The 23,584-nt window shown below is 62.4% G+C and carries 20 protein-coding genes and 1 tRNA gene; 12 read left to right on the top strand and 9 right to left on the bottom strand.

What is annotated here, in order from left to right; translation table 11 throughout:
- Nucleotides 1-116: 116 nt before the first annotated feature.
- Nucleotides 117-1,745, bottom strand: coding sequence for a long-chain-fatty-acid--CoA ligase (locus tag SAZ10_RS04140; RefSeq protein WP_318607910.1), 1,629 nt, complete (start codon nt 1,743-1,745; stop codon nt 117-119).
- Nucleotides 1,746-1,972: 227 nt separating this feature from the next.
- Between SAZ10_RS04140 and SAZ10_RS04135 the strand changes: the two genes are divergently transcribed.
- The 3 genes from SAZ10_RS04135 to SAZ10_RS04125 all read left to right on the top strand — a co-directional run bounded on the left by SAZ10_RS04135 (nt 1,973) and on the right by SAZ10_RS04125 (nt 3,180).
- Nucleotides 1,973-2,389, top strand: coding sequence for a hypothetical protein (locus SAZ10_RS04135; protein WP_318607909.1), 417 nt, complete (start codon nt 1,973-1,975; stop codon nt 2,387-2,389).
- A gap of 149 nt (nt 2,390-2,538) precedes the next feature.
- Complete coding sequence (locus tag SAZ10_RS04130) at nt 2,539-2,916, top strand: DUF427 domain-containing protein (RefSeq protein WP_318607908.1); 378 nt, start codon at nt 2,539-2,541, stop codon at nt 2,914-2,916.
- A gap of 132 nt (nt 2,917-3,048) precedes the next feature.
- Nucleotides 3,049-3,180 carry a hypothetical protein gene (locus tag SAZ10_RS04125; RefSeq protein WP_318607907.1) on the top strand — a complete coding sequence of 44 codons (132 nt, stop codon included), beginning with the start codon at nt 3,049-3,051 and terminating at the stop codon, nt 3,178-3,180.
- Nucleotides 3,181-3,285: 105 nt separating this feature from the next.
- Here SAZ10_RS04125 and SAZ10_RS04120 read toward each other — a convergent pair whose 3' ends face one another.
- Nucleotides 3,286-4,059, bottom strand: a complete 774-nt coding sequence (locus SAZ10_RS04120; RefSeq protein ID WP_318607906.1) for a polysaccharide deacetylase family protein — start codon at nt 4,057-4,059, stop codon at nt 3,286-3,288.
- 284 nt (nt 4,060-4,343) lie between these two features.
- Here SAZ10_RS04120 and SAZ10_RS04115 point away from each other — a divergent pair, with 284 nt between their 5' ends.
- Entirely contained in the window at nt 4,344-5,669 is a 1,326-nt protein-coding gene (locus SAZ10_RS04115; protein ID WP_318607905.1) for a sensor histidine kinase, read from the top strand.
- A complete protein-coding gene (locus SAZ10_RS04110) occupies nt 5,666-6,313 on the top strand; it encodes a response regulator transcription factor (RefSeq protein ID WP_318607904.1) in 648 nt (215 codons plus the stop codon). The genes SAZ10_RS04115 and SAZ10_RS04110 overlap by 4 nt, the downstream gene beginning before the upstream one ends.
- A gap of 3 nt (nt 6,314-6,316) precedes the next feature.
- Here SAZ10_RS04110 and SAZ10_RS04105 read toward each other — a convergent pair whose 3' ends face one another.
- Nucleotides 6,317-6,958, bottom strand: a complete 642-nt coding sequence (locus SAZ10_RS04105) for a hypothetical protein (protein WP_318607903.1) — start codon at nt 6,956-6,958, stop codon at nt 6,317-6,319.
- A gap of 829 nt (nt 6,959-7,787) precedes the next feature.
- Complete coding sequence (gene ppdK, locus SAZ10_RS04100) at nt 7,788-10,451, bottom strand: pyruvate, phosphate dikinase (RefSeq protein WP_318607902.1); 2,664 nt, start codon at nt 10,449-10,451, stop codon at nt 7,788-7,790.
- Nucleotides 10,452-10,636: 185 nt separating this feature from the next.
- Here ppdK and SAZ10_RS04095 point away from each other — a divergent pair, with 185 nt between their 5' ends.
- The 4 genes from SAZ10_RS04095 (at nt 10,637) to galE (ending at nt 13,954) form a co-directional block, all read left to right on the top strand.
- Complete coding sequence (locus SAZ10_RS04095) at nt 10,637-10,981, top strand: VOC family protein (RefSeq protein WP_318608454.1); 345 nt, start codon at nt 10,637-10,639, stop codon at nt 10,979-10,981.
- Between the two features lie 175 nt (nt 10,982-11,156).
- Nucleotides 11,157-11,231 (top strand) — tRNA-Gln (locus tag SAZ10_RS04090).
- A 359-nt stretch (nt 11,232-11,590) separates the two neighbouring features.
- Nucleotides 11,591-12,877, top strand: coding sequence for an O-antigen ligase family protein (locus SAZ10_RS04085; RefSeq protein ID WP_318607901.1), 1,287 nt, complete (start codon nt 11,591-11,593; stop codon nt 12,875-12,877).
- An 84-nt stretch (nt 12,878-12,961) separates the two neighbouring features.
- A complete protein-coding gene (gene galE / locus SAZ10_RS04080) occupies nt 12,962-13,954 on the top strand; it encodes a UDP-glucose 4-epimerase GalE (RefSeq protein ID WP_318607900.1) in 993 nt (330 codons plus the stop codon).
- A 7-nt stretch (nt 13,955-13,961) separates the two neighbouring features.
- On the opposite strand, the gene smc is transcribed toward galE, so the two are convergent.
- From smc to SAZ10_RS04065, 3 genes are all read right to left on the bottom strand, one after another.
- On the bottom strand, nt 13,962-17,420 hold the full coding sequence (smc, locus tag SAZ10_RS04075; protein WP_318607899.1) for a chromosome segregation protein SMC: 3,459 nt from the start codon (nt 17,418-17,420) through the stop codon (nt 13,962-13,964).
- Between the two features lie 51 nt (nt 17,421-17,471).
- Nucleotides 17,472-18,203 carry a DsbA family protein gene (locus SAZ10_RS04070; RefSeq protein ID WP_318607898.1) on the bottom strand — a complete coding sequence of 244 codons (732 nt, stop codon included), beginning with the start codon at nt 18,201-18,203 and terminating at the stop codon, nt 17,472-17,474.
- A gap of 296 nt (nt 18,204-18,499) precedes the next feature.
- Entirely contained in the window at nt 18,500-18,997 is a 498-nt protein-coding gene (locus SAZ10_RS04065; protein ID WP_318607897.1) for a DUF721 domain-containing protein, read from the bottom strand.
- Between the two features lie 52 nt (nt 18,998-19,049).
- Between SAZ10_RS04065 and mutY the strand changes: the two genes are divergently transcribed.
- Both mutY and SAZ10_RS04055 read left to right on the top strand, forming a co-directional pair.
- Nucleotides 19,050-20,165, top strand: coding sequence for an A/G-specific adenine glycosylase (gene mutY, locus SAZ10_RS04060; RefSeq protein WP_318607896.1), 1,116 nt, complete (start codon nt 19,050-19,052; stop codon nt 20,163-20,165).
- 12 nt (nt 20,166-20,177) lie between these two features.
- Complete coding sequence (locus tag SAZ10_RS04055; RefSeq protein WP_318607895.1) at nt 20,178-20,810, top strand: HAD family phosphatase; 633 nt, start codon at nt 20,178-20,180, stop codon at nt 20,808-20,810.
- 19 nt (nt 20,811-20,829) lie between these two features.
- Here SAZ10_RS04055 and SAZ10_RS04050 read toward each other — a convergent pair whose 3' ends face one another.
- Nucleotides 20,830-21,963, bottom strand: a complete 1,134-nt coding sequence (locus tag SAZ10_RS04050; RefSeq protein WP_318607894.1) for a site-specific DNA-methyltransferase — start codon at nt 21,961-21,963, stop codon at nt 20,830-20,832.
- Nucleotides 21,964-22,124: 161 nt separating this feature from the next.
- Between SAZ10_RS04050 and SAZ10_RS04045 the strand changes: the two genes are divergently transcribed.
- A complete protein-coding gene (locus SAZ10_RS04045; RefSeq protein WP_318607893.1) occupies nt 22,125-22,814 on the top strand; it encodes an HAD family hydrolase in 690 nt (229 codons plus the stop codon).
- 105 nt (nt 22,815-22,919) lie between these two features.
- On the opposite strand, the gene SAZ10_RS04040 is transcribed toward SAZ10_RS04045, so the two are convergent.
- Nucleotides 22,920-23,561 (bottom strand): hypothetical protein, encoded by a 642-nt coding sequence (locus SAZ10_RS04040; protein ID WP_318607892.1) that lies wholly within the window; start codon nt 23,559-23,561, stop codon nt 22,920-22,922.
- Nucleotides 23,562-23,584 lie beyond the last annotated feature (23 nt).

Below are 23,584 nucleotides of genomic sequence, written 5' to 3'. Positions count from 1 at the left end.
TCTAGTCGCTTCACTCGGCATGGTCAAAGCAACGCTTCGTCCAGCAACATAGCACTCATGCGGCATTTGCCGGAAGAAACGACGCCGGCCTCATGCAGCCATTCCAACAGCCTGGGTCAATCCGTCGGCAGCTTGTAATCCCTGAACTGACGGCGCAGCGCCGATTTCAGGATCTTGCCCGTGGCCGTATGCGGTATCTCGCTGACGAAGGTTACGTCGTCCGGAAGCCACCATTTGGGGACCTTGCCGTTCATGAAGCTAAGCAGGTCGTCCCTGGAGATTTCCCGGCCCGCCTTGCGAACGACGATCAGCAGCGGCCGCTCGGCCCAGCGCGAATGAGGCACGCCGATGACGGCCGCCTCGGCAATGTCGGGATGGCCGACCGCAAGGTTCTCGAGCTCGATGGACGATATCCACTCGCCGCCCGACTTGATCACATCCTTGGCGCGATCGGTAATCTGCATGTAGCCGCCGGCGTCGATATGGGCGACATCGCCGGTATCGAACCAGCCGTCCTCGTCGAACTGCTCCTTGCCGGCGCCGCCGTAATAGGAGGCCGCCACCGCGAAGCCACGCACTTTCAGCCGGCCGAAGGTCTTTCCGTCCCAGTCAAGCTCCCGATTCTCGTCATCGGTCACTTTCATTTCGACGCCAAATGGGGCGTAACCCTGCTTTTCCTTTACGTCGAGCCGAGCCTCGCCTTCGAGATCCATATATTGCGGCTTCATCGTTCCGAGCGTGCCGACCGGCGTCATCTCGGTCATGCCCCAGGCGTGGATGACCTCGACATCGTAGTCGTCCTGGAACTTCCTCGTCATGGCGCGCGGGCAGGCAGAACCGCCGATCAGCACCTTCTTCAGATAGGGCAGCTTCTTGCCGGTTTCCTCGAGATGTTGAAGCAGCATCAGCCAGAGCGTCGGAACTGCCGCCGTGACCGTCACCTTTTCCGTGTCGAGGAGCTCATAGATCGACGCGCCGTCCATCCTGGAGCCGGGCATGACGAGCTTGGCGCCGACCATCGGCGTCGCCTGGGCAAGCCCCCAGCAATTGGCATGGAACATCGGCACGACCGGCATGACCGTGTCGCGCGACGACAGCCCCATCGCGTCCGGCATGGCGATCATCATCGCATGCAGCACGTTGGCGCGATGGCTGTAGACGACCCCTTTCGGATCGCCTGTCGTGCCCGACGTGTAGCACATGCCGGCCGCCGCATGCTCGTCGAGCGCCTTCCACTGATAGTCGCCGTCCGCCTCGCCGAGCCATTCCTCGTAGGAAACCGCCTGCGGAAGGCTGGTCTCCGGCATATGCTCGGCGTCGGTGAGCACGATCACCCTGCGTACCGACCCTACGGCACCGCAGTACTTCTCGACGATCGGCATGAAGGTGAGATCGACGAACAGGGCCTGGTCCTCGGCATGATTCATGATCCAGACCACCTGATCGGGAAAGAGCCGCGGGTTGAGCGTGTGGTAGACGCCGCCCATGCCCATTATGCCGTACCAGGCCTCCAGATGCCGTGCCGTGTTCCAGGCGAGCGTCGCGATGCGGTCGCCCTCCCTGAAGCCGTCGCGTTCGAGGCGCTGCGCAAGCTTCAGCGCGCGCTCGCGGAGCTCACGGTAGCTTGTGCGAACGATCGGCCCTTCGACCGAACGCGACACGATTTCACGATTGCCGTGCTGGCGCTCCGCGTGATCGAGTATCTTGTGGCACGAAAGCGGCCATTCCTGCATCAATCCCAGCATTTTCTCCTCCCAAGCTGGCACTGAGCCGATTGTGAAGTGAAGCCGGCTTTTGTCCAGATCGACCTTGAGCGATTTCAGAATCGCGACACTAGCGGAACGCAACACCTCCGCCACAAGGCTCATTACCAACCGGGCTCATTAGCAACCGGCCATATTGCAGCCTGCCGTCACGTCACATAGGATGGGTAGGCGGGGTGAAGTGCACAGGTTTCGACAGGAGAGACGGCATGGACGCCCCTTCCAGCACCGAACTCGCGACATCCGAATCGGCTTTGGCCGAGCGGCTTACTGCCCAAGGCAGTCTGGCCGCGACGGCGGAAACCAACTCGCTCGAGGCTGTCGAACTGGAACTCGCGCTGCACAACCAGAACCTCATTTCTCTGAGCTTCGAGGATTCGATTCGCACCGCTCTTCAGTCGACCGGAGGAGAGATCCTGTTCGAGATGCGCATGGAGAATGAGGACTGCCAACGCGTCGCTGCCGTGAGAATCGGCAGCGGCGAGGAAAAGCAGTTCGCGCTGGTCATCATGCCTCCGGGCGGCGGCCTGATGCGCGTCGAGCCGGTCGATCAAAGCACGAATCCGCTGGCAAGGATCGCCGAATCCTATGCCGGCCTGGTGGACGTCTTCCGCACGGCCGCCTGAAGATCGGGCCGGGTATTCGACTGCGGCCTGCAGTACCGGCAGGTTCGTTTCGTTCACGACACGCCAGTCGGGGCCGCCAAAGAGAAGCGCGGGGCCGCTTGAATTCGAGGGAGCAGGCCCCACATCAAACTTTTCCTTGGGAGTTGGAAATGTCGCAGACCGCCCGGAACCCATCGCCCGGCTTCAGGAACCATCCTGAGCATACCATCACCGTCGAACCACTCGGCAAGCACGTCACGGTGCGATCGAACGGCGTAACCATCGCCTCCTCAGACAGCGCATTGCTGTTGAAGGAGCACACCTATCCGGGCGTGATCTACATTCCTTTCGCCGACATCGATTTCGGCAAGCTGTCCGCGACAGAGAACAGCACACATTGCCCGTTCAAGGGCGACGCCAGCTATTGGAGCGTGAAGGACGGCGCCGCGGATGCAATGTGGGCGTATCAGGATCCCTATGACGAGATGGCCGAGATCAAGGGTTACGGCGCGTTTTATCCGAACCGCGTGGAGATCGAGACGCAGTAGGCAGGCCTTCGTAGCTTGTCGAACTCGTCGCGGAGAGCGCGTGACCGGTAAGGGACCTATGTGCGCTTTCTCTGCGCGGCATGCCTATTCTCTGCGCGGCATGCCTATCGGAATTGCGGAGCCAGATCTGCCGTGAGCGTGGCGAACGAAAAGCCGGGCCGCGACCCCGGCTTTTCGTTCGATGACCGCAATGCCTTGGGCTCGCCTGCGGCATGTCGAAAGGTCAAGATGAACCGCCGGCCAGTCACCGTCAACTTCTATTGAGCCGACCAAAGATCACGTTTAAGCAGGACGAATTCAAATCGGCACTCATCCGGCTCTAACGCCCTTGTTTTTGCAGCATCATTTGCCCGATAGCGGGATCGTGGTCTAAGAGCCCGCCACCTCCGCGGCATCCTGGAGCCGGACAAAGGTCACGCCTCTCGCCTTCAGTTCGAGCAAGCCCTTTACCAGCCCTGCTCCTGCAGAGTGGGTCGGCTGATTGATATGGGCGATGATCACGTCGCCGTCCTTGGCGTTGGCGACATGCTTCTCGGTCAATGCAGCACCGAGCAGCGAACCGCCGTCCGCGTTCAGCGAATAGCCGGCGATTCGATAGCCGAGCTTGCCGATCACGGCGATCGCCGAACTGTCGTATTTGGCGGTCGCTCCCCGAAACCAATGCGGCGCTGACCCTCCCGCCGCCTGAAGCTGCTCGGCGCCCTTTTCAACCTCTCTCGTCACCGCCTCCCGGCTCCCGGCAGCCTTGATGCCATAGATGGTCGCCGGCGCGCCGACAGCCGGGACATGGCGCTCGCCGTGATTTTCAATCTCGAACAGCTCGGGATGGGCGCGCAAAATCGCAAACGCCTCGGCATTACGCTTCAGCCAAATGCCGGTCACGAAAACCGTTGCGGGAATCCGGTTCTCAACCAGTGCATCCAGGATTCTGTGGTCGGTCTGGCCGCCACAAGCGTCGAGGGTGAGCGCCACGCGGCCGGCGGGGCTCCCCGATGGGGAAAGACGCAGCGTCGGCTCGACCAGTCTGGACTCTGCCGATTGGACGGGCTTCGGCTTGTGCAGGTCGACCGGCGGCTTCGCGAAAGCGAGGTTCGCGCCGGCCACAAGGGCGGCCGCAGCGAGCAACACGGAAAATCGACGCATCTCTAGACCCCTCACTGGCGACGACTGCCATCTCTATCGCCGATCATGGCGGAATTCGCGCAGTTGGCTCAACTGCGTCGATTTGGCTCGGCGCCGCGCAACTTCCATCGACCATTGACGCATCCCTAGGCTGCAATATTTTCCTTTGGAGAGAAAGAGAGCACCGTTGCTCCTTCGATGCGGCTGGGCATTTCGGGTGAGTTGTGCGGTGGTCACGACGAAAACTTGTTAGCTATTGGAATTCGCAATCCCTTGCGGCGCAATTCCTGCTGATCGGCGGCCTGGTGTCGCTGATTGCCATGGCCTTGGTCGGGATTGTGGTGACGCGTGTCATTGAAGACAGTGTCACCAGAAACTCCGCCGCCTCAACAGCGCTTTACGTGGACAGCGTGATTGCGCCGCTGTTGCCGGACATGCGCAAGAACGAGGCGCTATCCGATCCGGTCGCGCATGCTCTGGACGAGACCTTGGGACAGGGGGCGCTCGGCAAACGACTGGTGTCCTTTCGGCTCTGGGGCAAAGACGGGACGATCCTGTATGCCAACGACAGGAGCCTCGTGGGCAAGCGCTTCGAGCCCAGCCCAAATCTCGAAACAGCCTTTGCCGGCAAGATGGTCGCTGAATTCAATCAGGTCGACGACATCGAGAGCAAGAGAGAGCGCGAAAGCGGCCAGATGCTGCTGGAAATATACAACCCCGTCCTGCAGCCATGGTCCGGTGAGGTCGTGGCCGTATCCGAGTTCTACGAGATCGCGACCGATTTCGAACGCAGTCTGTTATGGGCACGCGTCTGGTCCTGGCTTGCGGTCGCGGCGGCAACGCTGGGCTTTTTCCTGGTGCTGTCCGCGATCGTCTTCCGCGGCAGCCGGACGATCACGCAACAAAGTCATGCTCTGAGGGCTCGCGTTCTTGAGCTCTCAGGACTACTTGCCCAAAACAGGCTGCTGCACGCTCGCGTTCAGCGCGCCTCACAGCGTGCAGTCGCGCTGAACGAGAGTTACCTCAGGCGCATCGGCGCCGATCTGCATGACGGTCCAGCGCAGTTGGTCGCACTGGCATCCATGAAGCTGGACGGTTCGGCCCTCCTCGCACCGTGCGCTTCGCCCGAAAGCCGTGACCGCGAGATCGACACGATCAAATCGAGCCTGGACGAAGCTCTCTACGAGATCAGAAGCATCTGCCGGGGGCTCATTCTTCCGCATATCGAAACGCAGCGCACGCGGGACGTCATCGCCCACGCTGCGCAGGCCCATGAGCAGCGTACCGGTGCGACAGTGCGACAGTCGCTCTCCGACGAGCCCTGTGAGCTCTCGCCCTCGGGCAAGATCTGTGCCTATCGTTTCGTGCAAGAGGCTCTCAGCAACGCCTATCGTCACGCGGGGGGCGCAGGCCAGGCGGTCCGCCACGCTTGCGAGGCGGGGCGGGTGATCATCGAGGTGTCCGATAGTGGGCCTGGCTTTGATCCCACCCTCGCAGGACCCGAAGCATTGGGTCTTGCGGGCCTCCGCGAGAGGGTCGAGAGTCTCGGAGGCGTATTCACCTTGGAGACGTCGGAAAGGGGTACGATAGTGAGGATGGTTCTTGACGTGGAGGAGGTACACGCGCCGTGACCGCACCGATTCGCCTTGCAGTTATCGACGACCATCCCCTGTTCCGTGAGGGGCTGGCTCGTATTCTCAGCGACATCGGCTTCAAAATAGTGGCCGAAGGCGGCAGCAAGGAGGACGCTCTGAGGATTGCCGAGCAGGAGCGTCCCGATATCATGTTGATGGACATATCGATGCCTGGCGGCGGTCTGAGCGCCATTGGCCAGATCCGCGCGCGGCATCCCGATCAGAAGATCGTCATGCTGACGGTTTCCGAGCTGACGGACGATGTTGCCGAGGCGATGAACAACGGCGCAAAAGGCTATGTCTTGAAAGGCGTCGGCTCCAGAACACTCGCGGAGATCCTGCGGAATGTGGCAAATGGCGAGGCCTATGTCTCACCTGCCCTTTCGGCTCGCGTCGTATCCGACCTGTCCTCGCGCTCGACCGCACCCGCAACGAAGAACCCATTGGACGATCTGACCGAACGGGAAAGGGCAATCCTCAGCCTTGTCGCCACGGGGTTGAGCAACAAGCGCATTGCCCTTCAACTCGACACCCAGGAAAAGACGATCAAGCATCACATGACGCGGATTCTGGCGAAGCTTCGTGTCTCCAACAGGACAGAGGCGGCAGTCGCGTATCGGGATGCTGCAAACGGCCGGTGATCGTCAGATCATGCCGCGCAGCCGCGTCACGTCGGCCGCGGTTGCCCGTCGCTCGATGATCGTGCGACCGTGGGAATCCTTCATCAGATAACGGCCGTTGCGGATCCCTTCACTCATTCCGTTGTCGTGCGTGACCTCAATGCCTGTCGCGTCGATCTGAACCTTGTCGCCCGTCTGGGGGTTTACTTGCTGGGTGCTCGTTCGGCTGCCGGCTGTGGCTGAGCCCTTGCTGTTGCCGGCGCGGCCACTGCCAGTTCCTGCGCCCTGTCCACCACCGCCGTCATTCTTGCCAGCGTTTCCATTGCCGGCACCGTTTCCGCGGCCACCATTCCCGCCGTTGCCGTTGCCGCCACCGTTCCCATTGCCATTGCCGCCACCGTTCCCGTTGCCACCGCCGTTCCCGTTGCCGCCGCCGTTCCCGTTGCCACCGCCGTTCCCATTGCCGCCGCCGTTCCCGTTGCCGCCACCATTCCCGTTGCCACCGCCGTTCCCATTGCCGCCGCCGTTACCATCTTTGGCGGTCGCGTTCTGTGGGGAGATTTCCGGCAACCAATTGTCCCAGACGATGCGAAGCGGCGCCGCTGACAAGCCGGCTGCCAGCGGTGAGCGCACCAGCGCGATGATGAGTTTCCGGCGAGAAAGCATGGCCCCTCCTACAGTCGAGATCAGCGTAGGGCAAACGACATCGGCAGGCTGCTTTCTGGCCGCCGATCTGGGCTAGCCCACCGTCCGCCATTGGGGCGAACGGTGGGTAGACGGCGCGAGCGAGGGACCATGGAACCGCGCCGCATTAGCTTGCTTCAGCCGGCAAGGCGCCACACAGGGTGACAGACAGGAACAGCCCGAACAATGCTTTTCGTCACGGTCTATTGTCTCCTTGTCAGGCCGGCAACGCCTCGATTGGCAGCAGGTTTCAAAAAAGAGCGCTCTCGGCCTTTTGCCTCGGGACAGTCAGACCAAAGTCCATGAGCCCAGCAGTCCGAAGGTCACCGCCACTGCTCGAAGAGGTCCAGAGCCGGAACAGCGCCTGCGAGGCTGCGTTTCGGCAGTTCCGCGCCACTCGAGTGGCAGAGCATCACACCCGGGAGTGTATTTGGGCATGAGAGATAATGATGACGCGAAGGCCGACCGGCTCAGCGTAATGGCAGGTGTATCGATTACAGTTGTGACTAGCTTCTGGATTTTGCTGGTGGGGAGTGCATTCCTGTGATTTCAGCTTGCCCGCCACGGCAATTTGGCCCGTCAGAAGACGCGGCTAGAGCCGGGCGCTCGGCTATCCCACCTAGACCGCCCGTCGCAGTCAGTAGCCCATAATTGAGTCGACCCGGCGACTGCGCCGGAAGCTGCTCGGGCGAAAGAATCGACGCCGGCAAGCTCGGCGGATAAGGCCCAGAGCAGGGCGGCCTGTTCCAGATCGGCCGTGCGCACGCACGCCACCTTTGCGAGCCGGAGGCGCTGCCGGCCCCGCCGAGTTTCACCCCTTCCGAACCGCCGCCTGCGCCGCTGCGAGCCTTGCGATCGGCACGCGGAAGGGCGAGCACGACACATAGTCCAGCCCGACTTCCTCGCAAAAGCGGATTGAGGCCGGATCGCCGCCATGCTCTCCGCAGATGCCGAGCTTGATGCCGTTCCTGGTCGCCCTGCCCTTCTCGGCGGCGATTCGCACCAGCTCGCCGACGCCGTCCACGTCGATCGACACGAACGGGTCCTGCTCGATGATGCCTTTCTTGCGATAGGCTTCCAGAAACGAGGTCGCGTCGTCGCGCGAGATGCCGAAAGTCGTCTGCGTGAGGTCGTTGGTGCCGAAGGAGAAGAACTCCGCTGTCTCCGCAATCACATGCGCGCGGATTGCCGCGCGCGGCAATTCGATCATCGTGCCGACGAGGTACTCGACCGGTGCACCGGACTCCGTGATCACGCTCTTCGCCACCTCATCGATGCGCGCCTTGACGAAGTCCAGCTCCGTCTTCAGCCCGACCAGGGGCACCATCACTTCGGGCACGACGGGGTCTCCCGTCTTCCTGCCCGCTTCGACTGCCGCCTCGAAGATCGCGCGCGCCTGCATCTCGGCGATCTCCGGATAAGAGACCGCAAGCCGGCATCCGCGATGGCCAAGCATCGGATTGAACTCGTGCAGCGCCTCGGTCCTTTGCCTGAGCTTGTCGGGCGGGACCTGCATCGCCGCGGCAACCTCGGCGATCTCCTCATCGGTCTTGGGCAGGAATTCGTGCAGCGGCGGATCGAGCAGCCTGATCGTTACCGGCAGACCGGCCATGATCTCGAACAGCTCCAGAAAGTCCGAGCGCTGCATCGGCAGGAGCTTGGCGAGCGCCGCACGGCGGCCGTCCTCCGTATCGGCGAGGATCATCTCGCGCATGGCAACGATACGATCGCCTTCGAAGAACATGTGCTCGGTGCGGCAGAGCCCTATCCCCTCCGCCCCGAAAGAGCGCGCCATGCGGGCGTCGGCAGGCGTCTCGGCGTTGGTGCGCACCTTCATGCGGCGGATATTGTCGGCCCATTCCATCAGGGTTGCGAAATCGCCGGAGAGCTCCGGCTGCAGCATGGGCACGGCGCCTTTCAGCACCTGGCCAGTGCCACCGTCGATGGTGACCACGTCGCCCTTCTTCAGCGTCACGCCCATGGCAATCAGCGTTCCATTGCGATGGTCGACGCGCAGCGACCCTGCACCCGAGACACAAGGCTTGCCCATGCCGCGCGCCACCACCGCGGCATGGCTCGTCATGCCGCCGCGCGTGGTGAGGATGCCCTCGGCCGCATGCATGCCGTGGATGTCTTCCGGGCTGGTCTCGACGCGCACCAGGAGCACCTTCCTGCCGCGCGCCTTCATTTCCTCCGCCTCGTCCGAGGAGAAAACGATCTCGCCGGTCGCAGCTCCAGGAGAAGCCGGGAGACCGGCACCGATCACGTTGCGCTCCGCGTTGGGATCGATGGTTGGGTGAAGCAGCTGGTCAAGGGAGGCCGGATCGATCCGCGATACAGCCTCCTCCTTGCTGATCAGCCCCTCTTTCGCCATCTCGACCGCGACGCGGATCGCGGCCTTGGCGGTCCGCTTGCCGGATCGCGTCTGCAGCATCCACAGCTTGCCGCGCTCGATGGTGAATTCGAGGTCCTGCATATCGCGATAGTGCGTCTCGAGCTTGTCGCAGATCGATACGAAGCTCTGATAGGCGTCGGGCATCAGCTTCTGGAGGGAGGGCTTGTCGGAGCCTGCTTCGATACGCGCCCGCTCGGTAATGTTCTGCGGCGTGCGGATGCCCGCCACGACATCCTCACCTTGGGCGTTCACCAGGAATTCGCCGTAGAGGGCCTTCTCGCCGGTAGATGGGTTCCGCGTAAAGGCAACGCCGGTCGCCGAGCTCTCGCCCATATTGCCGAACACCATTGCCTGCACGTTGACGGCCGTGCCCCAGCTTTCAGGGATATCGTGCAGGCGGCGATAGGTGATCGCGCGCTGGTTCATCCAACTGCGGAAGACCGCCCCGATCGCCCCCCAGAGCTGCTCCTGCGGCGCCTGCGGGAACGGGTCGCCGAGCTCTTCCTCGACCTTCTGCTTGTACAGCTTGACGACGTGTCGCCACTGATCGGCCGAGAACTCCGTATCGAGATCGAAGCCGAGCCGCGCCTTTTCGTCTTCGAGTATCTCCTCGAAGTTTTCGTGATCGAGGCCGAGCACGACATCCGAATACATCTGGATGAAGCGGCGATAGCTGTCATAGGCGAAGCGTGCGTCGCCAGCGTCCGCAGCAAGGGCCTCCACTGTGACATCGTTGAGGCCGAGATTGAGGACCGTGTCCATCATGCCGGGCATCGACGCGCGGGCACCGGAGCGAACCGAGACCAGGAGCAGCCTTTCCGGGTCTCCCAGCTTGCGGCCGGCGATGGCGGTGATGTGCTCCAGCCCGTTCCCGACCTGATCTTCGAGATCCGGCGGGAAAGCCCTGCCGTTCTCGTAATACCAGTTGCAGGCATCCGTTGTGATGGTGAAGCCCGGCGGCACCGGCAGGCCCAGGCTGCACATCTCGGCGAGGTTGGCGCCCTTGCCGCCGAGCAGGTTGCGGTCGCCTGCCCTCCCCTCCGCCGCGCCGTCACCGAAAGTATAGACCCATTTCGTCATGGCGCGTCCCCAGTAAGAGAATGTGATAGGGTGAGTGTCAAAGCCCTCATATGCAATCGGGCATTGCCGTTCCAACATAAAATCGGTTGAACATTTTCGGTGCGTCAATCAGGCCCGGTTGAATTTCGATCTTGCGTTCTCCGCATTCCCGATCTAGAACATAACGAGAACATAAAGTGATCCCCATGCGTTCGACCGGCAAGCTCGACTATATCGAAATGCCAGCAACAGGCGCGACGCTTGACCGCGCCAAGGCCTTCTACAGCTCCGCCTTCGGCTGGTCCTTCACCGACTACGGCCCGACCTACGCTGCCTTCAACGAAGGATTGGACGGCGGGTTCCAGGCGGAGGCTTCCGAAGCGCCTCCGGCGCCATTGCCGGTGCTTTTTTCCGAGGAGCTGGAAGCGACGTTTGCTGCCGTTGAGGCTGCCGGCGGTGTGATCCTGAAGCCGATCTTCACCTTTCCGGGCGGTCGCCGCTTTCATTTCCGCGATCCCGCCGGCAATGAGCTCGCGGTGTGGGGAGCCTAGGAAGTCGACAGGCTGGCCGCCGGCCGCTCCGGAGGAAGCGAGAGGCGGTTCGCGACCTCACAAACCGGTGGGAGCATAGAAGCGAATTTTTCATTGCTCCACGCCCAATTGCCCCGATTGCCCTTCCCGCCAAGTCTGAATATAAGTCCGCTCGCTTCCGGCCACGCCGGATTGCTGGGGCGTCGCCAAGCGGTAAGGCAGCGGTTTTTGGTACCGCCATTCGCAGGTTCGAATCCTGCCGCCCCAGCCATAGCGAACCAGCGCGGAATCTCAGGGCAAGTAAGCGGGCGGGTTGTCCTCCGGAGCTTCAGCTAAGGCGACCGGTGCCAAAAGGACGCAGTTTGCCGCTCACCCAGAAACCCCTTTGCAGATGGAAACTCCTCTCGGTGAAGTTCATCGCTTCCCTCCCAAGCTATTTTTGAATTTGCTAATGCAATACAGTCTCCCTTGATTGGGAAGGGGAATCTGCCGTTCAACTCCAGAGTGAGCAGGGCACGAGATGACATCTAGAGCGATGCCGTGCGCCCGATGTGAACGACAGGCTGTAGAAGCCGCGGCTGCGCGGCTGGACCTTGCAAATTCCGATCGTGTATCGGAGAGGCGATGCCAATGAACACTGCCTACCGCGAGCTGCGAGCCAACGGCGATATCTTTGTCGCTCTGGGTTTGGTAGGATGTCTAATTTTCTCCAGCTGGCCGCTGACGGCGCTGTCACTCTTTCTGTTTCTGATACTGGTCACTTCCAACTGCAGTTCAATCCTAGACTCCATAAATAGTTACAATTTTTCATTATTCAAAACTAATCGCGGCATCTATTACAATGCTAAAATACTTTGTACTGTTCTTCTTATGATACCTATTTATGTTCATAATGATGGTCTTTCCGGTCTTGAGACGCCAGCAAAAACTCTTCTCGTCGCTTATATCATCGTGATGAATATTGACAGATTTCGCTGGAAGGTCCTGTTATGCGGAACTTCGGCCGGAGCACTCCTTGCGCTTACCTTCGGCCTGTTTCAGGTCGGACTTTATGTGGCTGACAGGTCGGGCGGCGCTACCAATCCGATCCGATTCGGGATGATCGCACTTGCCCTGGGTTCGATCTGCGCGGTCGGACTGCTCTACTCGCACAACGACCGCAGGATGGCTGCTCTTTCGTTCGCTGGTTTTTGCGCAGGGATCGGCGGTGCTTTCCTGTCGGGCTCGCGCGGCGCCATGCTGGCATTGCCGTTCATGCTCCTGCTGTTGGCGCCGGTTCTCTGGCGGCGGTCGTCGCGGGCATTGCTCATGATCCCGGTGTTCATGTTGATCTTGGCCGGCGCGCTGCTCGTGGGCAATGTCGGCAAGATGTCGACACGCATTGCGACCGCCTATACCAATATTTCAATGGGCCTGACGGGCGGCGAAGCGGCGATGGACGATCGCTCCGTCGGCGACAGGACGAAGCTGCTTTTCATGGCCTTCAGGCTTTTCGAGCAACATCCGGCCTTCGGCGTTGGCGCAAACGGCTGGAACGACGAGTCGGCCAGGCTGGCCGCAGCCCCGGACCCGAATGACCGAATAACGTACTCCTACAACCAGGCTCACAACCAGTATGCGGATGATCTCGCCAAAGGTGGAATCTTCCGCTTTCTGCTTGGTTTCATAAACCTGTTCCTGCCGCTTTATCTGTTCCTCAAATGCGAGCCGTTTGCAGACAAGAAGGGCAGTGAGTTCGCGCTGGCGGGGGTCATCGTCTCGTTGAGTTTCATGATCTTCTCTCTCAGCGAATCATTGATGATTCTGAGCCTGCCGGCGATGGTGCATGCCATGCTCACTTTCTACCTGCTTGCCGCATGCGACGAGGCACGCCGAAAATCGGATCTCGATAAGGCAAGGGCTGTCGCAGCGACGTAGCGGCTTTCCACGGGCTTGTGGCAGGCGAGCCAGGCTGGCACAAAGCCGGCCGGGGCAACGGGATCGCAAGCTGAAAGGAACAAGATGACGGTTCTGGTCACCGGAGGAGCCGGCTACATCGGTAGTCACATGGTCTGGAAGCTGCTCGACGAAGGCGAAGAGGTTGTCGTCGTCGACCGTTTGAGCACCGGTTTCGACTGGGCGGTCCCCGCAGAAGCCGAACTGGTCGTGGCGGACATAGGCGACCAGAACCTCGTGGAAGAGACCATCCGCAGGCGCGGGGTCGATGCGATCATCCATTTCGCAGGCTCTATCATCGTCCCGGAATCAGTCGCGGACCCGCTTGCCTACTATCTCAATAACACGGCCAAATCGCGCGCCCTCATCGAAAGCGCAGTGCGGACGGGCGTAAAGCATTTCATCTTTTCCTCGACAGCGGCCGTCTACGGCACTCCGGAGAACAGCCCGGTGGCTGAAGATGCGAGGACGCTTCCGGAATCGCCCTATGGAACCTCGAAACTGATGACAGAGCTGATGTTGCGGGACGCAGCGGCGGCCCACGACATCCGGTACACTGCATTGCGGTATTTCAACGTCGCCGGCGCGGACCCGAAGAAGCGCACCGGCCAGTCGACGAAAGGAGCAACTCACCTCATCAAGGTCGCCTCGGAAACAGCGACCGGGAAACGTGATTTCATGGAGGTTTTCGGCACTGACTATTCAACGCCTGACGGCACTTGCGTGCGCGACTACATCCATGTGTCGGACCTCGCAGAGGCACATTATCTCGCCTTGCAGCGACTGCGGGCAGGCGGGGAAAGCATCGTTGCCAACTGCGGCTATGGCCGAGGCTATTCGGTCCTAGAGGTCATCGATGCGGTAAAGCGTGTCGTCGGCCATGATTTCGAGGTGCGCCGGCGCGGGCGCCGCCCCGGCGATGCCGTTGCGGTCGTGGCCGATTCCAGCCGCGCCCGGCGCGAGTTCGGCTGGTCGCCACGCTACGACGACCTCGAGCTGATTGTCACGCATGCCGTAGAGTGGGAAGAAGCCCTGAAGCGCCGGAACAGCGGAGCGTAACGCGAAATCAGCTCGCCTCGCGAAGCCGCTCGGCGGTCTGCAGGTCAACCGAGACGAGCTGGCTCACGCCCTGCTCGGCCATGGTGACGCCGAACAGCCGGTTCATACGCGCCATGGTGATCGGGTTGTGAGTGATGACGACGAAGCGGGTCTCGGTCGACGTCGCCATCTCATCCATCAGGTTGCAATAGCGTTCCACGTTGTGATCATCGAGCGGCGCGTCGACTTCGTCGAGCACGCAGATCGGCGCCGGATTCGTGAGGAAGACCGCAAAGATGAGCGCCATCGCGGTCAGCGCCTGCTCGCCGCCCGAAAGCAGCGTCATGGTCTGCGGTTTCTTGCCGGGCGGACGGGCGAGAATTTCAAGGCCTGCTTCCAGCGGGTCATCAGCCTCGATCAATTGCAGCTCCGCCGTGCCGCCGCCGAACAGATGCGCGAACAACCGCTGGAACTGGCTGTTCACCACGTCGAAGGCGGCAAGCAGCCGTTCGCGCCCTTCTCGGTTGAGGCTCTGGATCGCTTGTCTCAGCTTGCGGATGGCCTCGATGACATCTTCGCGCTCGGTGACGATGGTCTCGTGCCGCTCGGAAAGCTCCCTCTGCTCCTCCTCAGCCCGAAGGTTGACTGCGCCGAGCCGCTCGCGTTCGACCTTCAGCCGTTCCAGCCGGCGTTCCACGTCGGCAACATCGGGCAGCGGATCGTCCGGTCGCAGACCCGTATGGCTGATAACCAGATGCGGCGGAGAGTTCAGCGCCTCCTGAATGCGCGCTTCGACCTCGCGGCGACGCTCGTCGGCAGCGGCAAGCCGCTCCTCGGCACGGGCGCGGCCTTCCCTGGCTTCCGAAAGCGCCTGTATCGCAGCGACGGCAGCCTTGTCCAGCTCGGCCTGGCTGTTCTCTGCCTGCTGCAGCCGATCGGCCGCCGCCTTGCGCAGCGCCTCGGCTTCCGACAGTTGAGACATCAACGCCCGCCGGCGCGCCTCGATTTCCTCGGGCGCGCCTTCGAGCGCGTTGCGCTCGTTAAATGACTGACCGCGCCGCTCATTCAGGGCGGCGATCTGCCGCTCGGCATTCTCCGCGCGAGAGATCCAGTTGGCGCGGTCGGCAGCAATCCCCGAGAGGCGGCGGGAGCGCTGCTCGGTCTCGCGCCTCAGGCCATCATACCGCGAGCGGGCATCGGTCAACGCATTCCGGTCGCGCTGGGCTTCGGCCGCGGCGCGCTCGAACGATGCCTGCAATTCGGAAAGTTCCGGGGCTTCGGCAAGGCTCTGCTCGGCCTCGATCACAGCGGCGGCAGCTTCGGCATGCGCATCGTTCAGGCGCGCCTGGGATTCGGCAAGTGCGGCGCCGCGCGTCGAGAGCTCGCCCGCCGCCTTCTCGGCCTTCTGCAAGGCATCGCGCGCGGCATCCAGACGGTGCTGAGCATCGCGCCAACCCTGGCGCGCGTTCCGCTCGGCTTCAACACCCTCGCGCAGGGCACGTTCGGCCTCGCCAAGAGCCTGTTCGGCGGCGCGCAATTTCTTAGTCGCCTCGATAGCTTCGGCATCGAGCTCGGCGAGCCGGTTCTTCTGTGCCAGGCGCTGCGCCGCGGCCGTCGGTGCGTCGGCGCTTGCGACAAATCCGTCCCAGCGCCAGAGCGCCCCGTCACGGCTCACCAGCCGCTGGCCAGGCGCAAGCAGGCCTTGCAGCATTTCGCCGTCGGCACCGTCGACGATGCCGATCTGGGCAAGGCGACGCGCAAGCTCAGCAGGTGCCTGCACCACCGAAGACAAGGGCATGATGCCCGAAGGCAAGGTCGGATCGCCAGTCTGAGGCGCCGCGCCGCCCCAATAAGCGGGCGCGCTGCGGTCGAGCGGCGCGTCGAGATCCTCGCCAAGAGCTGCTCCGAGCGCCGTCTCGAAACCGCGGTCGACCTTTATCCCCTCGAGGACGGCGGGGAAAAGCCCTCCACCCGCTGCGTTGAGGATCTTTGCCAGCGTACGCGCCTCGGTCTCAACCTGGGCCAGCTCGGACTTGGCTTCCTGGACCGGGGCACGGAGCTGCACTTCCTGCTGACGCAGCGTGACGAGCGCTTTTTCAGCGGCGACAGCGGCCTGTTCTGCTGCCGTCACGGCGGCAGCGGCCTCCTCGACCAGCTCGCGCTTCTCAGCCGGGTCGGCGAGCCCGGCGATCTGGCGCGCGATGTCGTCTGCCTGCCGGCTGACATCCGCAACCTGCCGCGCCAAGCGGTCGCGGCGCTCCGCGCTTTCGCGCAGCAACCGCTCGAACTGATGACGGGCAGCGGTTGCCTCGGCTCGTTCTGCGGTCATCCTGGCCAGGGCAGCCTCACTGAGCTCGAGCTTGGCGGCTGCCTCCGCTACCGCCGCGGCGAGCTCGTCCTCGCTGCCCTGGGCTGCCGCATTTTCAGCCGCAAGCGTCGCCTCTTCGTCCCCGAGGCGCTGCAGCACGTCCGCATTATCGCGCAGCATCTGTTCTTCACGCGCGATATCGGCATCGAGCTCGGCGATGCGCTTGTCGAGGTCGGCCTGGCGTGTGCGGATGCGGCCCGCTTCCTCCTCGAGCTGCCCGCGGGCGATCGACAGGCGCTGATAGGCCGCTGCGGCGGAGGCTTCGGCATCACGCAGCTCCGGCAGACGATGCGCGCTGACGGCCTGGTCCTTGGCCGCATTCATCTGGGCCGAAGCGCGCTCGGCAACGAGTGCGGTGGATGTGGCAAGCGCAGACTTGGCCTCGGCTTCGTGCTCCTTAGCCTGGGTCCAGCGCAGGTGGAGCAAGGTGGCCTCGGCCTTGCGAATATCGGCGGAGAGGTTCTTGAAGCGGGAGGCCTGGCGGGCCTGGCGCTTCAGGTTGTCGATCTGGCTCTCCAACTCGCCGACGACATCGTCGAGCCTTTCCAGATTCTGCTCGGCCGCCCGCAACCTCAGTTCGGCCTCGTGGCGGCGGGTATGCAGCCCCGAGATGCCCGCCGCCTCCTCGAGCAATGCCCGACGTGCCTGCGGCTTCGCCTGGATCAGCTCGCCGATGCGGCCTTGCCCCACCATCGAAGGCGAGCGCGCGCCTGTCGACTGGTCGGCGAAGAGAAGCTGCACATCCTTGGCCCGCGCTTCCTTGCCGTTGATGCGATAGACCGAGCCGGCCTCACGCTCGATGCGCCTGGAAACCTGCAGTTCGTCCGAGTCATTGAAGGCGGGGGGCGCGGTTCGGTCGGTGTTGTCCAGGAACAGAGTTACTTCCGCGGTGTTGCGCGACGGCCGGGTCGCAGATCCCGAGAAGATCACGTCATCCATGCCGGAGGCGCGCATGTTCTTGTATGAGCTTTCGCCCATCACCCAGCGCAGGGCTTCGACGAGATTGGACTTGCCACAGCCATTCGGGCCGACGACACCCGTCAACCCGCGCTCTATCACGAACTCGGACGGTTCGACGAAAGATTTGAACCCGAGGAGGCGGAGGCGATTGAATTTCATCCGGGCGTGCGCGGGCGCACGAAAGTGCCCCCTCCCGTTGCCGGGCGGGTATCAGACCAGCGGGTCGAGGATCGCCGAGAATTCCTCAATCGACATCGCTCCAGGATACCGGCCGCCATTGATGAAGAAGGTCGGAGTGGAATCCACGCCGAACTCCTTGGCGCCACGGTCGCGTACAGCCCTGACATCGTCCAGAAGCTTCTGGTCCGTCAAGCAAGCCTCGAACTTCTCTTGTGTAAAACCGGCAAGCCTGGCGATCTGAAGCAGCGCGTCCTTGGCGTTCTCCACAGCGGCCCACTGCTCTTGCTGCTTGAATAACACCTCGACCATCGGAAAATAGTTGTCGCCGGAGCAGCGTGCCAGCATGAAGCCGGCCTCCGCACGCGGATCGAATGGGAACTCGCGGAGGATCAACCGCACCTTGCCGGTGTCGATATATTTTGCCTTCAGCTGAGGCAGCGTCGTCACCGCGAAATGCGCGCAGTGCGGGCAGGTCATCGAGGCATATTCGACAATGGTGACCTTGGCGTCGGCCTTGCCGAGGAACTTGTCCGGGAGCGCCCCGGGCTCCAGCAGCTTCGCCATGTCGACTGTGCCCGCCGGCTTCGGCGCTTCGCCCGGCTTGGCGGCCGCCATCGAATTGGCAGGTGCCGCCGGGTCCGCGGGAGTCGCGTTTTGGGCGTTGGCCTGGCCACCGGAATCGCTGCAGGCGGCGAGCCAGGCTGCGGACGGCAAGGCAACAAATGCTGCCAGGAGCTGTCTGCGCGGAATTGGACGATGCATGCGAATCACCTGATTTGCCTGATTGTGCCGCACCAAGGCACGCAAAAGCGAGAGTTGGCGCGAATTAAGGCATCCTCGCCCTTCTGCCAACGGCAAATTGCAGTTCTTCACGAAACTGTCAGGCGATTTCTTTGTCTGCCGCAGTTTCTTGCCGCAAGAATGCGGAAAGATTTTTGCGGAACCTGTTGATTTTGCCCCAGGTTCTTGCCGCAAAACCCGGATCACTTTTGCGGAACCTGCTCCTGTTTGCCCCAGGTTCTCGCCGCAAAACCGCGGGACACTTTTGCGGAACCTGCTTAGCGTCTGGAGCCAAGAATGGTTCGTCCGAGCTTCTCGAGCGAAGCCCGAAGGCCCTCGTCCTCAACGCCGCCGACGGTCGTGGCGATCTTTGCCTCCTCGGCTGCCGAAATCGGCTTCAGGCGCGGCTTTGGCCGTTCGGCGGCCTTGGGCATAGGTTTCTGGACGATCTTGATGCGGCCAATGGCGTTGAAACCGAGAAAAGCATTGACGCGCCCGATGATCTCGCCGGTCTCGTGCTGTACACCCAGGGCGGCGAAGCCTTCGCAGGCAATGATGAGTGTCGCCGGCTCGAAGGGATCGTCCTCCCGCATTCGGCGCGGCCAGGCAATCCTTTCCGGCCGCGTGTGGGCGGCAAGTCGCGGACCGGCGATTTCCTCCCAGCATTGGACGAGGCCGATCGAGATGCCGCTGCGCTTGCGCAGCACCGGGTCGAGAATGCCGCTCGTCAGGTCGCTGACGGGCATGGGGTTGCTGAAGGCGTTTTTGCCTGCCATGAGCCTTCACCAAAACGCCGTCGGATCAGCCGGACGGCACTTCCTGGGATCAATGTCACTTCGACAGCAAAGCCGCAAGACCATAGCAGGAGAGCAGAGCCCCGTCGCCGCCAAGCTGCTCACCTGGTACGATCGCCATCATCGCGAGCTGCCATGGCGCACAGGACCGGCAGCCCTGGCGAGGGGCGAGCGTCCGGACCCTTATCGCGTCTGGTTGTCGGAAATCATGCTTCAACAGACCACCGTCGAGGCGGTGAAGCCCTATTTCCGGGTTTTCGTCGAGCGCTGGCCCGACATTGCCGCGCTCGCCGCCGCGGACGCGGACGAGATCATGAAAGCGTGGGCGGGACTCGGCTACTATTCGCGAGCGCGAAACCTGAAGAAATGCGCCCAAATCGTTGTTAGCGAACACAGCGCTCGCTTCCCGGACACCATCGAAGACTTGTCGAAGCTCCCAGGCGTAGGGCCCTACACGGCAGCGGCGATCGCCGCGATCGCTTTCGACCGGCCTGCTGCCGTGGTCGACGGTAATGTCGAGCGGGTGATCTCGCGGCTTGATGCTGTGGAGACGCCGCTGCCCGCAGCCAAGCCTCTCATACGCGCAGCCGTCGAGAATCTGACGCCATCGGAGCGTCCGGGCGATTTCGCGCAGGCAATGATGGATCTCGGCGCAACGATCTGCACGCCCAAGCGGCCGTCCTGCATGATCTGCCCGCTCAACGACGACTGCATGGCATTGAGCCAAAGCGATCCCGAGCGGTTTCCCGCTCGGGAGGCGAAAGCGGCAAGGCCGCAACGTGTCGGCGCGGCATTCGTCGCGGTGCGAAACGACGGTGCGGTTCTGCTCAGGAAGCGGGTCGAAAATGGGCTGCTCGGCGGTATGGCCGAAGTTCCGGGCACGGACTGGACGGCACGCCGCGATGGGCAGACCGACGCCGCAGCCGCGCCCTTCCTTGCCGAATGGCGCTTCTCAGGGCGGATCCAGCATGTCTTCACGCATTTCGCCCTCGATCTCGCGGTTTTTCGCGCAGATGTGGGCGACTACAAGGCTCCGGCCGACTATTGGTGGGCTCCCTTGGATGCAATCCACAACGAAGCGTTGCCGACTGTCATGAAGAAGGCAATCGAAGCTGCCATACCCGGCATTACCAAACGCAGAAAGTTCTGAACGGGAATCCGCATGACCGAAATCCGTCACATCGTCTTCGACATCGGCAAGGTGCTGATCCACTACGATCCGCACATTCCTTTCAGCCGCCTGATCCCGGACGAAGAGGAGCGGCGCTGGTTTTTCCAGAACGTCTGCACGCATGACTGGAATGTTGAGCAGGACCGGGGCCGCACCTGGCAAGAGGCTGAAGCGAAGCTGATCGCGGAATACCCCGAGCATGAGGAGAATATCCGCGGCTTCCGCCGCCATTGGCACGAGATGGTGCCGCATGCTTACGAAGAGAGCGTCGCGCTGATGAGCGGTCTGATCGACAACGGACGCGATGTGACAATGCTCACCAATTTCGCCGCTGACACGTTCGCCGAGGCCAGGCAGCGTTTTGCGTTCCTCCAGCGCCCGCGCGGTGTGACGGTCTCCGGCGAGGTGGGTCTCATCAAGCCGCAGCGTGAGATCTACGAGCTGCACGCCTCGACTTTCGGGCTTGAACCGAAGGCGACGATCTTCATCGACGACAGCCCGGCCAATGTTGAAGGCGCCAGGCAAGCCGGCTGGCAAGCGGTGCTGTTCACGGATGCCAAAACGCTCGAGGCGGACCTCGAGCGTTTCGGGGTCACGCCGCGACTGGAAGAACGGCGGACCTAGTTCCGGATTTTCGGTGGCTTCAGGCGCCGGCGCGCTGCATGCCGACGCGCACGATGCGGCGCAGCTCGTCGATCGGGGTGAGCCCGCCATTGCGCTCGTAATGCCAGAACGTCCAGCCATTGCAGGCGTCGAGTCCCTGGACCTCAGCGCCAAGGCGATGGATCGAGCCGGCACTCTCGTTGTTGGCAAGCGTGCCGTCCGCGCGAACGACGGCAGACCAGCGCTTGCGCGCATCATAGAGCACGGTGCCGGGCTTCATGAGGCCCGCATCGATCAGATTTACGAATGCAACGCGCGGCTCGGCACGTTTCCCCGTAAGCAGCGCAAGCGCATCATCTGCAAGCGGTCGCACTGCGTCGATGCGCTGCTCGGCCGCGTCGATATAGCTCTGCTCGCGCTCTACACCCACGAAATGGCGGCCAAGCCGCTTGGCGACCGCGCCAGTCGTACCTGAGCCGAAGAACGGGTCGAGCACCACGTCGCCCGGCTTGGTCGAGGCGAGCATCACGCGGGCAAGCAGCATTTCCGGCTTCTGCGTCGGATGCAGCTTGTCGCCGCGCTCGTCCTTGAGCCGCTCCGCACCGGTGCAGATTGGAAACAGCCAGTCCGACCGCATCTGCACGTCGTCATTGGCAGCCTTCAGCGCGTCGTAGTTGAAGGTGTAGCCTTTCGCCTTCTGGTCGCGCGTCGCCCAGATCAGCGTCTCGTGAGCGTTCTGGAAGCGACGTCCGCGGAAATTCGGCATCGGATTGGTCTTGCGCCAGACGATGTCGTTGAGAATCCAGAAGCCGAGATCCTGCATCGTCGCGCCGACGCGGAAGATATTGTGATAGGAACCGATCACCCAGATCGTGCCGTTCGGCTTCAACACCCGGCGCGCGGCGAGCAGCCAGGCGCGGGTGAAGGCGTCATAGGCCGCGAAGCTCTCGAACTGGTCCCAATGATCGTCGACTGCGTCAACCTTGGACTGGTCGGGCCGGTGCAGTTCGCCCTCGAGCTGAAGATTGTAGGGAGGGTCGGCAAAGACCACGTCGACCGATTTTTCCGGGAGTCGTTCGAGCGCGGCGACGCAGTCGCCCTTCAGGATCGTGTCAAGCCAATCGGCAGAAGTCGCGGCAGTGGAAAGCTCGTCGGCAAAACGCACGGCAGGCATGATGGGAACCCCGAAAGATACGCGTACTCTTAACCCGTGGTTATGGTTACCCATTGGCGTAAACATCAAGTAAAAGGCCGTGATTTGCCGTCGGCGCCCCCATGGTGTAAGCCGCGCGGCTTCTGTTCATGGCCCGTGCGGCCTCAATTTCCCGGACTTCCATGACCGCTCCCGACCTTGTCATTTTCGATTGCGACGGCGTGCTCGTCGATTCAGAGATCATCGCATCGCGCGTCGAGGCGGAGCTCATCACGCGCGCCGGCTTCGAGATCTCTGCCGAAGAAATAGCGGAGAGCTATGCCGGCCTCACATTCAAGGACATACTGCTGCATATCGAGGAGAAGGCGCGGATCCCGTTCCAGGCGTCCCTCATCGACCAGGCCGAGGCTTTGACCGACAGGCGGCTGGCGGCAGAGGTGCGTGCCATCGACGGCGCGCGCGAGGCGGTGCTTTCCGTGCGGGGGCCACGTTGCATCTGCTCGAACTCACGCACCGAGCGCATCGACCTGATGCTCACCAAAGTCGGGCTGAAGACCTATTTCGAAGATCGTATCTTCTCGGCTCTGGAGACTCCGAGCGGCAAGCCGAAGCCCGCGCCGGATGTGTTCCTCTACGCAGCCGGCAAGATGAAGGCCGACCCGGCAAAGACCTTTGTCATCGAAGATTCCGTCCACGGAGTGGCGGGCGCCAAGGCGGCCGGAATGCGTGTGATCGGCTTTACCGGCGCATCCCATACCTATCCTGGCCATGCCGACGCCTTGACCGACGCAGGCGCCGAGACAGTGATGCGCCGCTGGGGCGAACTGAAGCCGGTGCTGGAAGCGCTCGCCGAGTGGTCGGAGAACGTCTAGAACGGCGTGCCTTCAAGAGGACTGCCACGCCGCTCTTTCCCTTGCCTTTTCCAAAAACCGCTGTGCAGTTATCGCTGACGCGGTCCTTCGGTTCGGTCCGATGCGCTAGTTGGCAAACATGCTCTGGGCTTCGGCCGATCGCTCGCCCTTGTCGCCCTTCTTGGAGGGACCTTCATCGTAGCCGGCGAAGACCTGCACCGTGCCTGGTTCCGGCGTCGGGAAGGTCACGTTCGCATCATTGTAGACGAACTGCGTCGCGCCCGCGGTCTTGTTCACCGTGACCTGGTATTTCGCCAGGTTCGAATACAGAACATCGCTACCGCGCATAACGACGACGCGGATCGGCATCGTCACCGTCCCGTCTTTGGCGGCCGGACCAGGCACGACCCTGCCCGCCACCGCGACATTCATCGTAATCGTCCCGGGGGCGTAAGAACATTGGCGGGTAACGGCGATGATCGAAGACTGGTAGACAAGCTTGGCCGGATCCTGCTCCTCGTCTCCCTTCTTCCTTTTCGTCTCGTAGGTGTTGAAGAAGGCCGTGCCCTCACGCAGCGTGACGGGTGGACAATAGGCACGAAGCTCGCTCTGCAGCACCTTGCCATCAGGCGCTTTCGCTGCCTGCCCCGTCGCCGGATCAACCACCGCGGCGCTGTCACCCGACTGGCAACCTGCGGCGGCAAGCATAAAGCCGAACAGGATGGTAACCGGCAAAAAACGATTGTTCCCCAAACTGACCCCCTTCACGTGCCCTCGCTCCTGCAAAACTC

Origin of the sequence: Mesorhizobium sp. BAC0120 (assembly GCF_033542235.1) — a bacterium.
Taxonomy (GTDB): domain Bacteria; phylum Pseudomonadota; class Alphaproteobacteria; order Rhizobiales; family Rhizobiaceae; genus JAWRCU01.
Note: the sequence above shows the minus strand (reverse complement) of the source record. Positions and strands in the feature narration are given on the sequence as shown.

Excerpts from the sequence above, each read along its gene's own strand:
- SAZ10_RS04140 (WP_318607910.1), bottom strand. The coding sequence starts at position 1,745 with ATGCTGGGATTGATGCAGGAATGGCCGCTTTCGTGCCACAAGATACTC.
- SAZ10_RS04135 (WP_318607909.1), top strand. The coding sequence starts at position 1,973 with ATGGACGCCCCTTCCAGCACCGAACTCGCGACATCCGAATCGGCTTTG.
- SAZ10_RS04130 (WP_318607908.1), top strand. The coding sequence starts at position 2,539 with ATGTCGCAGACCGCCCGGAACCCATCGCCCGGCTTCAGGAACCATCCT.
- SAZ10_RS04120 (WP_318607906.1), bottom strand. The coding sequence starts at position 4,059 with ATGCGTCGATTTTCCGTGTTGCTCGCTGCGGCCGCCCTTGTGGCCGGC.
- SAZ10_RS04105 (WP_318607903.1), bottom strand. The coding sequence starts at position 6,958 with ATGCTTTCTCGCCGGAAACTCATCATCGCGCTGGTGCGCTCACCGCTG.
- ppdK (WP_318607902.1), bottom strand. The coding sequence starts at position 10,451 with ATGACGAAATGGGTCTATACTTTCGGTGACGGCGCGGCGGAGGGGAGG.
- SAZ10_RS04095 (WP_318608454.1), top strand. The coding sequence starts at position 10,637 with ATGCGTTCGACCGGCAAGCTCGACTATATCGAAATGCCAGCAACAGGC.
- SAZ10_RS04085 (WP_318607901.1), top strand. The coding sequence starts at position 11,591 with ATGAACACTGCCTACCGCGAGCTGCGAGCCAACGGCGATATCTTTGTC.
- galE (WP_318607900.1), top strand. The coding sequence starts at position 12,962 with ATGACGGTTCTGGTCACCGGAGGAGCCGGCTACATCGGTAGTCACATG.
- smc (WP_318607899.1), bottom strand. The coding sequence starts at position 17,420 with ATGAAATTCAATCGCCTCCGCCTCCTCGGGTTCAAATCTTTCGTCGAA.
- SAZ10_RS04070 (WP_318607898.1), bottom strand. The coding sequence starts at position 18,203 with ATGCATCGTCCAATTCCGCGCAGACAGCTCCTGGCAGCATTTGTTGCC.
- SAZ10_RS04065 (WP_318607897.1), bottom strand. The coding sequence starts at position 18,997 with ATGGCAGGCAAAAACGCCTTCAGCAACCCCATGCCCGTCAGCGACCTG.
- mutY (WP_318607896.1), top strand. The coding sequence starts at position 19,050 with ATGTCACTTCGACAGCAAAGCCGCAAGACCATAGCAGGAGAGCAGAGC.
- SAZ10_RS04055 (WP_318607895.1), top strand. The coding sequence starts at position 20,178 with ATGACCGAAATCCGTCACATCGTCTTCGACATCGGCAAGGTGCTGATC.
- SAZ10_RS04050 (WP_318607894.1), bottom strand. The coding sequence starts at position 21,963 with ATGCCTGCCGTGCGTTTTGCCGACGAGCTTTCCACTGCCGCGACTTCT.
- SAZ10_RS04045 (WP_318607893.1), top strand. The coding sequence starts at position 22,125 with ATGACCGCTCCCGACCTTGTCATTTTCGATTGCGACGGCGTGCTCGTC.